The organism is Planomonospora parontospora (genome assembly GCA_014647935.1).
GTDB classification, from domain to species: domain Bacteria; phylum Actinomycetota; class Actinomycetes; order Streptosporangiales; family Streptosporangiaceae; genus Planomonospora; species Planomonospora parontospora.
On sequence record BMQD01000025.1, the window covers coordinates 16,539 to 28,983 of the forward strand.

The following is a 12,445-nucleotide window of genomic DNA, read 5'->3' on the forward strand; positions in this document are numbered from 1 at the left end:
CCCCGATGACCCCTTCGGCGGCGAAGAGGTTCCGGCCACCTGAGCCGGACAGCGTTCGTTGCGGTTTCGGTGGAGGGGTCGAAGACGCCAGGCCGGACGGCAGTCCTTCCCCTGGAGTCCCGCCAGGTGGGTCCGCCCATCGCCGCCGGCCGACAAGGATGGAACCCTCAGGACGTCGCGCGCAGGTCAGCGGCACGTGCCCCAACCATCGACTCCGCACAGACCTCAGCCGCGACTCGCAGAAGTCGCACCGCCTTCCCGTCAGTGGACCGGGCACGGTGAGCCGCCCGGCGTCGGCGCTCCGCAGGGTCGCGCCCCCGATCAGGAACCGGTCACCACGGTTCGCCGGTATTTACGTAGGGCAATATTGATCTCACTCAGAGTATTGATGTTGGAGGCATGATGCGCCCACCCCGACCCGACCTGCCCCTGCTGGCCATCGCCGTGGGGTTGCTGTCGGTGGTGATGCTGTGGGGCGCGATCTTCACCGAGTCGCTCGCCACGGCCGGAGGTGTCGCACTCGGATGGGTGCTGGGTAACTTCGGCTGGCTGTTCGTGGTGGCCGCCGACTTCTTCCTGGTCCTGGCCGTCGTGCTCGCGCTCAGCCGGTTCGGCCGGATCCGCCTCGGCGGGGATGGCGACGTTCCGGAGTTCACCAATCTCGCCTGGACGGCGATGATGTTCAGCTCCGGGATGGGCATCGGGCTGATGTTCTACGGCGTCGCCGAACCCATGACACATCTGCTTGATCCACCGCCCGATCTGGGTATCACAGCGGGTTCGCCTCAGGCCGCGCGTACCGCGATGGAGTACTCCCTGTTCCACTGGACGCTGCACCCCTGGGCGATCTACGCGGTGACCGGCATGGCCCTGGCCTACTCCACTTTCCGCAAGGGGCGGGGCAACCGGTTCAGCGAGGCGTTCACCCCGCTGTTCGGCGGCCGGCCCCGGCCGGTCGTGGGGCGGATGCTGGATCTGCTGGCCGTGCTGGCCACGGTCTTCGGCACCGCGACGAGCCTGGGCCTGGGTGCGCTCCAGGTGGAGTACGGCCTCAACGAGCTGTTCGGGCTCGGCGGGCGGCGGCTGGAGGTGGTCGTCATCATCGTCCTGACGGCCGGGTTCGTCGTCTCGGCGGCCACCGGGGTGCACCGCGGCGTGCGGATCCTCAGCACTTTCAACGTCTATCTGGCCGCGACGCTGGCCGTGTTCATCTTCGTCTTCGGCCCGACCGTCGCGGTTCTCGACCTGATTCCCGCCTCGCTCGGCGGCTACCTGAACGACCTGCTTTCGATGGCCTCGCGGACGGGTGCGTTCGTCGACAAGGACTGGCTCGGCGCATGGACCATCTTCTACTGGGCGTGGTGGATGTCCTGGGCGCCGTTCGTGGGCGCCTTCATCGCCCGGATCTCCCGGGGGCGCACGATCCGCGAGTTCGTCGTCGGCGTGCTGCTCATCCCGTCGGGCGCCAGCCTGCTCTGGTTCTCGATCAGCGGCGGCAGCGCCGTATGGCTGCAGTTGTCGGGCGCGGCCGACTTCACCGGAAAGATCGCGGAAGGAGCGGAGGCGGCGATGTTCGCGCTCCTCGGTCACCTGCCGCTCGGCTCGCTCGCCACCGTGATCACAGCGGCCCTGGTGGCGCTCTACTTCGTCACCAGCGCGGACTCGGCCTCCCTGGTGCTCGGCTCCCTCTCCAGCCGGGGCTCGCTCCATCCTCCCCGGCCCCTGGTGGTGATGTGGGGGGTGTTGGTCGGGTCGATCGCGCTGGTGCTGCTGTTGGCCGGCGGGCTGGAGGCGCTGCAGCAGGCCACGATCCTGGTCGCGCTGCCGTTCGTGGTCGTCATGCTCCTGCTCTGTGCGGCGCTGGTGAAGGAACTGCGTGAGGATCCAGGCGCGGGACCGCGGCCGCAGTTCCATCCCCACGGGTTGCCGGACGCCCTCCGCCGAGTCAGCGGAGAGGATGATGGGGAGTAAGGAGGTCATGGAGGGCACCGTCAGCGCTCCCCGGTCAACTCCCGAACCGGCGATCCAGCCTCGGCTCGGCGATGCAGGCGCCTGGGCCGGGCACACCGTCAATCTGGCCGAGGTGCGTGCACTGCTGCGTACCCGCATCACGCGCTGGCTCGCCACGGCTCCGACCCCGAGCTCGCGGTGAGCTACAAGGAACTATCGGTACCCCACCGCAAGGGAGTGAGCCGCTCGATCGAGTCCAGGGTCGCGGCCTCGATGATCTCCCGTGCGACGGTTGAGAACTTCCGCTGCGACCGCGTTCGGTCCTCTGGCGGACATCACCCTGAATGAGATCGCGACCTACCAGTGCTGTCTCGAACTCATCATGCAGGACACATGCTCGATGGAAGCCCAGCCTGCGGCACAGGGATGAGTCGCATGTGCTTTCCTGGACAGTAGGGCATGAACGCCGCAAGGGAGTGGCGGCTGGATGAAAGCTCTGCTCGGAGAAGGTGCTGCCTTCGCCGCGCGGCAGGCGGCCGTACTGTTCGCTCTGGCCGCGGGGCTGGCGGCGGCCACTGCAGTGCCGCCGTCGACCCACTTCGCTCCGCTCGTCGTGATCGGCGCTGCGGCGCTGGCCTTGGCCGTGATCGCGTGGCTGCTGCCCTGGGACCGGTTCGATGCCCGTTGGCCGCTGGTGCTCACCGTGCCCGCGCTGTGTCTGCTGGCCGCCGCCATATGGGCCCACAGGGGCGTCGCCGGCAGTACCGCGCCGTTCTTCATGCTGCTGTTCGCCTGGGTGGGGCTGCATTTCTCCATGCGCGCGGTGCTGGTGTTGGCGCTGCCGGCCGCGGTGACCTACCTGGCGCCTGCGGATCGCCGGGCCGGAGCGGGCACCGTGATCAGACGCCGGCCACCTCGATCCGGCTCACCGTCAGCCCGGTCGCGCGGGCAAGAGCCGGTCGTTCACCAGGCCCAGGACGGGTCGCCGACAGCCTGCTGGGAAACGGCCCACAACCGCTCGCGGGCCGCGGCGTCGTAGGCGGAGGCGGGGGCGTCGACCGGCCGCAGATTCTCGTCCAGGTAGATGCCGCGCAGCGCGGACCGGCCCGCCGAGGCCGGGTCGGCGTGCTCCTGCCAGGTACTGGTGCGGACGGCCAGGGCCGCGTACGTCTCGCCCAGGCGCTCGGCGGGGATGGCGAGCCGGTTCTTGGGCGCGTACAGCGTGCGCAGGATCCACGGCAGTGCGGCGACGCGGTCGGCGTCCAGCCGTACGGCGGGCACCCGCACGCAGGCGACGTCCAGCGCGCCGCGGGCCCGCAGGGCCAGCGCGTAGGCGGTCATGATCTGAGCCAGCTTGGCATGGTAGTAGGCCCTGGTCGGGCTGTACCAGGAGGCGTCGTCCAGCTGGTCGAAGCGGATCGCGATCCGCGGCATGGTGAGCAGTCCCTTGCTGGCGACGTTGATCACCCGGGGGCGGGGGGCTGAGGCCAGCAGGGGGCTGAGGCGGGCGGTGAGCTGGAAGGGGCCCAGATGGTTGGTGGCCCAGAACAGCTCGTGGCCGGACGGGGTGAAGGCGGGGGTGCGCCTCGTCTGGTCGAAGACGGCGGCGTTGTTGATCAGGACGTCGAGGCGGCCGGTCTCGCCGGTGATCTCCTCGGCGGCCGCGTCGATGGAGCCGGGGTCGGCCAGGTCGGTCACGACGAGGGTGGCGGGGTGGGCGGCGCGGGCGTTGATCCTCTCCAGGGCGGTGCGGCCGCGGTGCGGGTCGCGGCACAGAGCCAGGATCCGGTGGCCGTCTGCAGCCAGCCGTTGGGCCGCCCGCAGGCCGATGCCGGAGTTGGCGCCGGTGACGGCGATGGTGAGGGGTTCGGGTTGGGGCATACGAGAATCCTAAGCGTTCGGAACATTCCGAACAAACTAGGATGTGTACATGGCGGATGTCGAGGAATTCGTGGAAAGCGCCGGACTGTACTTCGAACGGCTGGGCCTCAGCCGCACCGCCGGCCGGGTGATGGGGTGCCTGCTCGCCGGGACCGGCGAGGCCGACGACGCCCCCGGGCTGTGCGAGCGGCTCGGAGTGGCCAAGAGCAGCATGAGCGTGGCCCTGCAGCAGTTGGAGCGTGGCGGACTCGTCGAGCGCTACCGCCCCCCGCGGGCCCGGCGGGACCACTACCGGCTCACCGACGACGTCTTCGGGCGCGCGTTCCGGGCGAAGATGACCGAGTTCGCCGCCTTCGCCGCGCTGGCCGAGCAAGGGCTGGAGGCGGTGGGCGGCCATCCTGCCGCCCGGGCGCGGCTCGAGCGCATGCGCGACATGTACGCCTTCATGGCCCGGGAGTTCCCCAGACTCCTCGACCGGTGGGACGCAGAACAGGCCGGCGCCGCACCCTCGCAGTGAGACGGCTCGGGCACGGCCGGTACACACTGCCCGTGACCGCGGTCCTCCTTCCGAAGGGGCGCCGGTCCCTGCCGGCGGCTCCTAATCAGTTCTGGGAGTAAGCCATACGGCAGACTCCTGGTGGTAGGCGCCAACAGGTGAGCACTCTGGGCTCCCGGACCTTGAGTCCTGGTGAAAGATCGTGCCCCTGCCGGTAGGCCGTCAGCGCGTCACCCTGGAGTTCGTCGAGCGGACGCTGCCGTCGCAGGCGCTCGACCTGGTCGTCGATCAGCTTCCCTTGGTCTATGCCGAGTGGCTGATCAGGAAGGGAACCGAGTGGCTGATCGAGCGGTGGCTGGGCTCCGCCTCGGTCGTGGAGCCGGTCGGCCGCTGGCTGCCGTACGACCGGACCACGGCCATGGGAGCCGAACTGGCCCGGCTGGCCCGCGGTGCTACGGCACCGCCGGTGTCGAGCCGTCCCCCGCCGATCCCGGGATCGAGGCGTTTCTGGCCGCCTACGGCCACCGCGCACCCGATCGGGAGATCGACCTGGGCCTGCCGCGCCTCGCCGACGACCCGGCCTACGTGATCGAGCTGATCCAGGCCTACCTGCAGGCGGGTGAGCCCGGGCGCACGTCGGCTCGTTTCGAAAGCGGCGCCGAGCAGGCCACCGCGGCGGCCGGGGAGCTGGTCGCCGCGGTGCGGCGGGCCTACGAGGGGCGGGCGCGGATGGTCGACTCGCCGGTGGGATCGGGGCTGCGGCCGGGAGAGATCCTGATCGCCGCCAGTACCGACCCGGGATGGACTCCGCTGTTCCTGATCGCCGGGGCGCTCGTCATGGAGGTGGGGGAGTGATCTCCCATGGGGCGGTGGTCGCCCGGGAGTACGGGATCCCGGCCGTGGCCGGTGTCGAGGAGGCCACGACACGCCTGCGCACCGGGCAGCGGATCCGCGTGGACGGAGAGAACGGCCTGGTCGCGGTCCTGGACCGTTGACGGGAGGAGAGCGGCCACGCCGACTTCACCATGATCTTTCTGGAGGGGAGGGTGCCGTGACCTGGGCGAGGTCGCGGGAGGTCGTGACGAGCAGTTTGTTCGTCAGGTCGGCCAGCGCGCGGGCGACCGCGAGTTCGTCGCCGATCTCAGGGATCGGGTAGTCGGCTGGATTGCGGTGAGAGTGTCCGAGACCGGCCAGGTGATCGGTGTCCCGGGTGGTCAGAACCGCTCGGGCGGAGGTGTCGTCTCCGTCTTCGGTGATGTAGATCTGCACGGTCCACTGCTTGGCTTCCATGGTCGGCGACCTCCGTTTCACGGTTACGCGCGGCTCTTGACTCCGTCACAGGCAACGTGCCCGCTCGCGCTCCTTCCGGTCGATGGACGGCGACAGCGGGTCACCCCGCCCACGGGGCCCTCGGCCGCGGGGTGGGGTCCTCCTCCAGCGTCTCCGTCAGCGGGCGTCGGACCGCGGGTGCCTCATCCGGCGTGATACCCAACCGCATGATCATCTGTGGATGCTCCCCCGAGCACAGCTCCTGGCGTATCACCTCCCGCAGCAGCGGCATCTCCAGCGCCTGAGTGTGGAAGGCGGCGCTGATTCCGTAGGCGGAGGCATGCAGCAACGCCCGCTGCAGCGCCTGTCCCGCGATGACCCATTCCAGGCGGGTGTCGCCCGGCGTGGTCAGGACGGCGACGATCCCGGTGGACGTTCCCATCCCCTGGTCGGTGTCGCAGCCCCACGCGTGGCCGTCGGCGTAGTCGCGCTGCGCGAAGTGCGGCTCGGCCGGAACGGTCTCCCGCGGATAGGCGCCGGCGGGCACCCCGTCGGCACGGGTGCTTCCCGGCGGCCGGGCCCAGCGCATCACCTCCAAGCTGAACCTCCGGTCCTGGGACTGGATCTCCTGAGCCGCGCAGGTCAGCGCCGCCAGTGTGCGTGCGGCCGCGGGCGAGTGCACCGCGGTCAGTGTCGCGGCTTCGGCACCGGCCTGGGCAATGACGCCTTCCAGTACCTGCTCCGATACCGGCAGATCGGCGAATCCCGCCCGGTGGGTGCGCCGTCGTTCGATCTCGGCATGCAGCATCGCGGTGTGCTCGTCGGCTTCGCTGTGCGGCCCCGGCCGCAGGATGGCCACCAGCGACGGCCGGTCCGGGTCGGGCAGCACGGCACCAGCGGCTCGTAGCCCGCCGCGTGCAGCGCGATCCGCGCGTTGAACGATGCCGCTCCGCAGCTGATCAGAACTTCTCTTCCGGCCTCGTCGCCGAGCCGTAGTTTCCTGTCGGTGTCGGCGCGCACGCTGAGCTCGTCGCCGGAGATGGCGAACGACCACGGCTGGGTGTTGTGCACCGACGGCGCCCAGGCCGCCGCGTTCGCGGCCGCGCGCAGCGCGTCGGCGACGTTTGGTGGAACGTGGGTTCTCATGACGTTCCCTTTCTCGTGGGCACTACCGCCACCGGGCATCGGGCGTGGGGCCCGGCCACCCTGTTCTCCGCGCTGGCGATCCGCGACCGCAGGCGCCGCTACGAGCTGCCCGAGGAGAAGGTCATCGTCGGCTGAGACGGAGCAGAAGAAAGATCACCGCTGCCAGGAACGCCACCTTGACCTGGTCGTCACTGCCGGGCATTTCGGGCGCTCCTGCGGTTCCCGGCGCTGATCGGCGGGCTGTGCGCGGCGTTGCGGCAGCGCTCGATCGGCTGGGCCCGAAAGGCCGAGCCGTCAACCGTTCTCCTCGATCCGTACCGTGCCCGCGGCTCCGTCGATCGTGATCAGCTGCCCGGTCTCGATCTCACGGGTGGCGTTGCGGACGCAGATGACGGCCGGGATGCCGTACTCCCTGGCGACGGTGGGGCCGTGCGCCATCGGTGACCCGGTCTCGGTCACCAGCCCCGCCGTCGTCAGGAACAACGGGGTCCAGCCGGGATCCGTGGTGGGGGCCACGAGGATCTCACCCGGTTCGATGCGCGCGCCGACCGGGTCGCGGATCACCCGCGCCCGGCCGGTCGCCCGGCCGGCGGCCCCGGCCATCCCGGTCAGCACCCCGTCTTCCACGGGCCCGGGCGGGGCGAGCGCCTCCACATCGGTCCCATCCGACAGCAGGGCCCCCGGGACGGCGGGCCGTCGGAGCTCCCGGGAGTATTCGGCACGGCGCGCCGCGACCAGGGCCCGATGGTCGGCTCCGTCGTGGACGGCGGACCGGACCTCCGGCAGGTCGAGGAACATGATGTCGCCGGCGTGCTCCAGCAGGCCGCGGGAGACCAGGTCGGCTCCGATCAGCAGGAGCTGACGGCGCGCCGCCTGAAGCGGTGACAGCCAGGCGAACTTCCCGATCTCCCGGAGCCCGGTGAGCTTGCGCGAGCGGCGCATGAGGAAGGTCGCGAGCCGGCCGCGCACCGGCCGTCTGCGCCGCGCTCGCCGTGACAGCGTTTCGATCATCTTCTCCGCCCTCGCTGCGGCCTGCCGGAACCGCAGGTCGGGTGCTTGGCCAGGGTCGTCCACCCGGAGGTAGTTGGCGATCGTGGCGAAGAGGGGCGCCGGATCCTCCGCCCAGCGGGCCACGCCGACGTCGATCTCGGCGGCCGCGCGCATGCCGTACCTGTCGAGGAAGCCGGCCATCCCGATGTCGGGGAGCTGTCCCGCGCGGTACTTCGCGGCCAGCTCCCCGGGCGGGGTGGTGAGGAACAGGTCGCGGTGTCCGCGCGCGCTCACCGCGACCTGCCAGAGCTCCAGGTCCATCTCCGTGGTCACGTTGTACGGCATCCCGCCCAGGACGACGTCCAGCTCCTCGGCGGTGGCGATGCCTTTCAGCAGCCCGGACGGCACTGCGCCGGCGAGCATCCCGGCCATCAGCGGCCACACGATCCCCATCATGTCGAAACTCATGACCGCCCGGTGGGAGTCCTCGATCACCCAGCGGAGCCGCTCGGCGGACGTGGCCGGCTCGCTCGGCGGCACCGTCCGACGCCTGATCTCCTGCACGGCGCGATACGCCCTGGCCCGGGCGGCGTCCGGCCGCGCCAGGCTCCGGAAGAGGCCGAAAGCCGCGCAGGGCGCCAGCCGCGCCGTCATCTTCACGGCGCTGCCCGGCCGGAACGGCAGGCCGCGCCGCGGGGCGAACCGCGGATCGTCCAGCATGCGCTCGACGGCATCCTGCACCCGCGGCCCGTACACCTCCAAAGACGTCCGCAGCCCATTGCGCATGGTCTTGTTGCGGATGAAACCGGTCAGATCGAAGTAGAGCCGTCCGCCGATGGGAACCAGCCGGGGCAGCGGATCGCGCGGATCGACCGTGGCGCCCGCGGCCGCAAACCACATGCCCGAAGCCGTCTTGAGCAGCGACACCCCCATCGGCGTGGCCGGCCGGAGCATCCCCTGGATGTGGCCGAACTCGAGGTAGAGGCGCATGTCGCCGGTGTGCGGCGGGGCCGGGAACAGGGTGGTGATCGGCCGGGACTGCAGCAGCCACAGCGTGCCGTCCGCGTCGATCGCCCACTCGATGTCCTGCGGCGAGCCGAAGGACTCCTGCAACCGCCGCCCGGCCTGCCGTAGTTCTCCGAGCCGCTCCCCGTCGAGGCACCCGTCGTCGTCCGGTGCGGTCGGCCTCTGGTGGCCGAGGACGTAGTGGTCGGGGACGACGGTGCCCTCGACGATGGCGGTGCCCAGCCCCGGGGCGGCGTCGACGACCATCTCGGTGCGGCAGCCGGTGATCGGGTTGGCGGTGAACAGGACACCGGCGACCGCCGGGTCGATCATGCGCTGGACCACCACGGCCATGGCGGCCTCGTCGATGCCCAGCGCGGCGCGATAGGCCCTGGCGCGTTCGGTGTGCAGGGAGTCCCAGCACATGCGGACCGCGTCGATGAGCGGTCCGGCGCCTTCGACGTTGAGGTAGGTGTCCTGCTGGCCGGCGAAGCTGGCGTCCGGCAGGTCCTCAGCGGTGGCGCTGGAACGCACGGCCACGCGGCCGCCACCGAGCCGCTCATAGGCGTCGATCAGTTCGTTCTCCGGCAGGTCCCGGGAGGTGTAGGACTCGACGGTCAGGCAGAAGCCGTCCGGGACGCGCTCACCCGCCTTGATCATCTCGCCGAGCCCGGCGGCCTTGCCGCCCACCAGATCGATCATGGAGGAGTCGATCTCAGCCAGGTGGATCAGTCGCATCCCTTGTCCTCCTCGCGGCCTTCGCGTAGATCTCCACGGAGTAGAGCACGATCTGGCGCTCTTGCTGCGTGAACTGGTTCCAGAGCGCCATCGGCGCGTCGATCCGGACGCTCCGGATCTTCTGCAGGACGGCGGCGCCCTCCTGGCCGATGCGGATTCTGCGGACGCGGCGGTCGGCCTCGTCCTCGTATCGTTCGGCGAGCTCGCGCCGGACGAGGTCGTCGGCAATCCGGCTGGTCCGCGGGACCGACCGTCCGACCAGGGCCGCCGACTCCTTGACGGTCGGCTCGTCTCCGCGGTCGAGGACCTGGAGCATGACGCTGTCGAACATCCGCAGCTCGTCGCGCCCGTGCATCCGCAGTGGTGATGGCCTCAGATCGCGCGGCATCGAGGCGAGCAGGTCGAGAAGACGCTCCGGGTCGTTCATTTGCCATCCCGCATTTGTCGTGAGACGGCAACCAACCTATTCCCGGCGCGATCGGCCGTCCATCCTGCGGTGCCGGAAATCCATTCGTACACGTCACGGCGTTGATCGGTGATCACGCATTGTGAATCCCGGAGTCGTAAGCCCTACACCGCGGCGGGATGACCCGTCGTGCTGCCGCGCCTGGCCTGCCTGGCTGCGGTGACCGCTTCGCGCTCATCCGGCCGCCGCCGGAAAGTGATCGTGACAAGGAGATCGAGCGCCTGGCACCGCGGCACCGGCTGACGATCCTGCAGCGCCAGGCGGCCAGGTCCGCTACCGGGGTTTCATGGTCATCCGCGGGTGCGGACCCGCAACGAGGCGAGCGCGCGTTTCATGCCCGGCTGCCAGATGATCTCCTCCGGCGGCACGGCCAGGGCGAGCCGGGGGAAGCGCTCGACCAGGGAGCGCAGGGCGATCTGGGTCTCGGCGCGGGCCAGGGCGGCGCCGAGGCAGTAGTGGATGCCGTGGCCGAAGCCCAGGTGCCCGTTGTCGGGCCGGGACAGGTCGAGCAGGTCGGGGCCCTCGAAGCGGCGCGGGTCGCGGTTGGCCGCGGCGTACACCACCTGCACCGCCTCGCCCGCCGGGATCACTGTGCCGCCGAGTGCGACCGGCTGGAGCGTGTAGCGCAGGACGGCGATCTCGGCTGGCCCGGTGCAGCGCAGGAACTCCTCCACCGCCGCCGGGATCCGCTGCGCATCGGCGCGCAGGAAGGCGAGCAGGTCCGGGCGGGTGAGCAGCAGGTGCACGCTCTGGCTGAGGAGGGCGACGGTGGTCTCGTGACCGGCGATCAGGATGCTGACGGCCATCGCGATCAGTTCATCGTCACCGATCCGGTCGCCGTCGCGGTCGCGCACCGCGGCCAGGGCCGACAGCAGGTCCTCGCCGCCGTGGGCCCGTTTGCTCTCGATCAGCTCGGTCATGTAGCCGACCAGGCCCCGGGCTCCGGCCGCGACCCGCTCCGGGCCGGGTGCGCTCAGGTCGGCGGCCCAGCCGCGCCAGACGGCGCGGTCGGTCTCCGGCACGCCGAGCAGCTCGCAGATGACCTGGATCGGCAGCGGGTAGGTGAAGTCCGCGATGAGGTCGCACTCCTCCGGCAGGTCCGCGAGCAGGTCGTCGACGATCCGCTGGATGCGGGGGCGCAGCCGCTCCACCCGCCGGGCGGTGAACTCCCGCGACACCAGCCGCCGCAGCCGTGTGTGGTCTGGTGGATCGTAGGCGCCCAGCGTGCGCATCAGGTACGGGGCCACGTCCGCGGGCAGGCCCGCCGCGCCGGCCACGTCGATCACGGACTGCTTGGCCACGTCGCTGCTGAAGCGCGGGTCGGTCAGCACGGTCAGGCTCTCCGGGTAGCCGGTGACCAGCCAGATCGGCGTGCCGTCGAGGTAGCGGCCGCGGCTGACCGGCCCGCCCGCGGCCAGAGCGGACCAGAACGCGTCCCGGTCGTGGGTGGTGAACAGATCGGTGAGCGATGCACTCATAGGGTCTCCAGGATCGAAGCGGCCTGTGCGGCGCCGTTCTCGGTGCGGATGCGCTCGCCGCGGCGGCGCGGGCCATGGGCGGGTCGGTGACGGCCCGGCCCAGGGCGGCGGCGAGCCCGTCGGCAGTCAGGCACCGCTGCGTCCGAGGCGGCGGGGCGACGCGGGCGACGTGCATCCGGGTGGCCCAGAACGACTGGTCGGCGCAGGATGTCGTGCCTGCCGCACCGGCGCGGCAGGCCCAGACGAGTGCGCACCGCATCGGCGGCTCCGCTGAAGGCGCGCAGCATGAGCGTGATCGGCAGGCAGGAGACCCGGTTGAGCACTTCGGGCAGCGCCAGTGCCAGAGCGGCGTACGGCTGGACGTCGCCGCGCGTGCCGTGGGTGACGATGAGCGCCTTCATCGCGCTCCCCGCTCCTTTTCGACCGCGTCCCAGGCCGTCAGGACGCGCTCGTCGGCGAACACCCCGCGGGTGAAGATCTCGATGCCCGCGCGGGAGAAGCGCAGCATCGCCTCCATGTCGTGCACGTCGGACACGCCCAGCGCCCGCGACAGGTGCTCGCCGAACGCCAGCGGCGCCAGCAGCCACGTCACGTACAGCGCGGTGCGGGCGCGCGGATCCTCACTTCGCTGCACCCAGCCCTCGCCGACCCCCTCCTCCAGCCAGCGCCCGGTCGCCTCGACGATCTCGTCGAACAGCGCCGCCGCCTCCGGTGTGCCGTCCAGGAACGCCCGCCCCAGGTAGCGCCGCACCGCGGCGCCCGCCTCCAGCATCGCCGTCAGCCCGGCCGTGTCGCCGAGGTCGGCCTCCGGGCCGCCGCGCACCAGCGAGATCACGTGGTCGTCGCACGCCTTGCGCAGGCCCTCCTTGGTCGCGAAGTGGTGCAGCACCAGGGCGTGGGAGACGCCGGCGCGGGAGGCGACCGCCCGCAGGCTCACCCGGTTTACGCCTTCAGCCCCGAACAGCTCCAGCGCGGTGTTGCGGATCCGGGCCCGGGCGGTCAGATCATCATCAGCTGATCGCATGG

14 protein-coding genes are annotated in these 12,445 nt (G+C 71.0%); 6 read left to right on the top strand and 8 right to left on the bottom strand.

Annotation, left to right across the window (positions count from 1 at the left end; translation table 11 throughout):
* Positions 1-402 precede the first annotated feature (402 nt).
* Together IEZ07_RS29115 and IEZ07_RS29120 are read left to right on the top strand one after the other, a co-directional pair.
* Complete coding sequence (locus tag IEZ07_RS29115) at positions 403-1,971, top strand: BCCT family transporter (protein WP_204054687.1); 1,569 nt, start codon at positions 403-405, stop codon at positions 1,969-1,971.
* A gap of 466 nt (positions 1,972-2,437) precedes the next feature.
* Positions 2,438-2,989, top strand: coding sequence for a hypothetical protein (locus IEZ07_RS29120; protein WP_191897706.1), 552 nt, complete (start codon positions 2,438-2,440; stop codon positions 2,987-2,989).
* Here the strand turns inward: IEZ07_RS29120 and IEZ07_RS29125 are convergent.
* Positions 2,914-3,831 (bottom strand): SDR family NAD(P)-dependent oxidoreductase, encoded by a 918-nt coding sequence (locus IEZ07_RS29125; RefSeq protein WP_191897707.1) that lies wholly within the window; start codon positions 3,829-3,831, stop codon positions 2,914-2,916. The two genes, IEZ07_RS29120 and IEZ07_RS29125, sit on opposite strands and share 76 nt — an antisense overlap.
* Positions 3,832-3,880: 49 nt before the next feature.
* Between IEZ07_RS29125 and IEZ07_RS29130 the strand changes: the two genes are divergently transcribed.
* The 4 genes from IEZ07_RS29130 to IEZ07_RS36020 all read left to right on the top strand — a co-directional run bounded on the left by IEZ07_RS29130 (position 3,881) and on the right by IEZ07_RS36020 (position 5,322).
* Positions 3,881-4,348, top strand: coding sequence for a GbsR/MarR family transcriptional regulator (locus tag IEZ07_RS29130; protein ID WP_191897708.1), 468 nt, complete (start codon positions 3,881-3,883; stop codon positions 4,346-4,348).
* A 181-nt stretch (positions 4,349-4,529) separates the two neighbouring features.
* Positions 4,530-4,916, top strand: a complete 387-nt coding sequence (locus IEZ07_RS29135; RefSeq protein WP_191897709.1) for a hypothetical protein — start codon at positions 4,530-4,532, stop codon at positions 4,914-4,916.
* Positions 4,871-5,182, top strand: coding sequence for a hypothetical protein (locus tag IEZ07_RS36015; RefSeq protein ID WP_507763585.1), 312 nt, complete (start codon positions 4,871-4,873; stop codon positions 5,180-5,182). Before IEZ07_RS29135 ends, IEZ07_RS36015 begins: the two co-directional genes overlap by 46 nt.
* Positions 5,179-5,322 carry a PEP-utilizing enzyme gene (locus IEZ07_RS36020; RefSeq protein ID WP_239320894.1) on the top strand — a complete coding sequence of 48 codons (144 nt, stop codon included), beginning with the start codon at positions 5,179-5,181 and terminating at the stop codon, positions 5,320-5,322. Before IEZ07_RS36015 ends, IEZ07_RS36020 begins: the two co-directional genes overlap by 4 nt.
* Positions 5,323-5,347: 25 nt before the next feature.
* Here IEZ07_RS36020 and IEZ07_RS29145 read toward each other — a convergent pair whose 3' ends face one another.
* From IEZ07_RS29145 to IEZ07_RS29175, 7 genes are all read right to left on the bottom strand, one after another.
* Positions 5,348-5,617 (bottom strand): DUF1876 domain-containing protein, encoded by a 270-nt coding sequence (locus IEZ07_RS29145; protein WP_191897710.1) that lies wholly within the window; start codon positions 5,615-5,617, stop codon positions 5,348-5,350.
* A 100-nt stretch (positions 5,618-5,717) separates the two neighbouring features.
* Complete coding sequence (locus IEZ07_RS29150) at positions 5,718-6,485, bottom strand: nitroreductase family protein (protein ID WP_239320891.1); 768 nt, start codon at positions 6,483-6,485, stop codon at positions 5,718-5,720.
* A gap of 551 nt (positions 6,486-7,036) precedes the next feature.
* Positions 7,037-9,475, bottom strand: a complete 2,439-nt coding sequence (locus IEZ07_RS29155; RefSeq protein WP_191897711.1) for a PEP/pyruvate-binding domain-containing protein — start codon at positions 9,473-9,475, stop codon at positions 7,037-7,039.
* Positions 9,453-9,902: a MarR family winged helix-turn-helix transcriptional regulator gene (locus IEZ07_RS29160; protein WP_191897712.1), complete on the bottom strand. Its 450-nt coding sequence runs from the start codon at positions 9,900-9,902 to the stop codon at positions 9,453-9,455. The genes IEZ07_RS29155 and IEZ07_RS29160 overlap by 23 nt, the downstream gene beginning before the upstream one ends.
* Before the next feature lie 329 nt (positions 9,903-10,231).
* Positions 10,232-11,419, bottom strand: a complete 1,188-nt coding sequence (locus tag IEZ07_RS29165; protein ID WP_191897713.1) for a cytochrome P450 family protein — start codon at positions 11,417-11,419, stop codon at positions 10,232-10,234.
* The gene (locus IEZ07_RS29170; RefSeq protein WP_191897714.1) at positions 11,416-11,820 is read right to left on the bottom strand and encodes a hypothetical protein; all 405 of its coding nucleotides are present in this window, start codon (positions 11,818-11,820) and stop codon (positions 11,416-11,418) included. The genes IEZ07_RS29165 and IEZ07_RS29170 overlap by 4 nt, the downstream gene beginning before the upstream one ends.
* Entirely contained in the window at positions 11,817-12,443 is a 627-nt protein-coding gene (locus IEZ07_RS29175) for a TetR/AcrR family transcriptional regulator (protein WP_191897715.1), read from the bottom strand. The genes IEZ07_RS29170 and IEZ07_RS29175 overlap by 4 nt, the downstream gene beginning before the upstream one ends.
* Positions 12,444-12,445 lie beyond the last annotated feature (2 nt).

Coding starts and splice junctions, on each gene's coding strand:
- IEZ07_RS29115 (WP_204054687.1), top strand. CDS start 403: ATGCGCCCACCCCGACCCGACCTGCCCCTGCTGGCCATCGCCGTGGGG.
- IEZ07_RS29120 (WP_191897706.1), top strand. CDS start 2,438: ATGAAAGCTCTGCTCGGAGAAGGTGCTGCCTTCGCCGCGCGGCAGGCG.
- IEZ07_RS29125 (WP_191897707.1), bottom strand. CDS start 3,831: ATGCCCCAACCCGAACCCCTCACCATCGCCGTCACCGGCGCCAACTCC.
- IEZ07_RS29130 (WP_191897708.1), top strand. CDS start 3,881: ATGGCGGATGTCGAGGAATTCGTGGAAAGCGCCGGACTGTACTTCGAA.
- IEZ07_RS29145 (WP_191897710.1), bottom strand. CDS start 5,617: ATGGAAGCCAAGCAGTGGACCGTGCAGATCTACATCACCGAAGACGGA.
- IEZ07_RS29155 (WP_191897711.1), bottom strand. CDS start 9,475: ATGCGACTGATCCACCTGGCTGAGATCGACTCCTCCATGATCGATCTG.
- IEZ07_RS29160 (WP_191897712.1), bottom strand. CDS start 9,902: ATGAACGACCCGGAGCGTCTTCTCGACCTGCTCGCCTCGATGCCGCGC.
- IEZ07_RS29165 (WP_191897713.1), bottom strand. CDS start 11,419: ATGAGTGCATCGCTCACCGATCTGTTCACCACCCACGACCGGGACGCG.
- IEZ07_RS29170 (WP_191897714.1), bottom strand. CDS start 11,820: ATGAAGGCGCTCATCGTCACCCACGGCACGCGCGGCGACGTCCAGCCG.
- IEZ07_RS29175 (WP_191897715.1), bottom strand. CDS start 12,443: ATGCGATCAGCTGATGATGATCTGACCGCCCGGGCCCGGATCCGCAAC.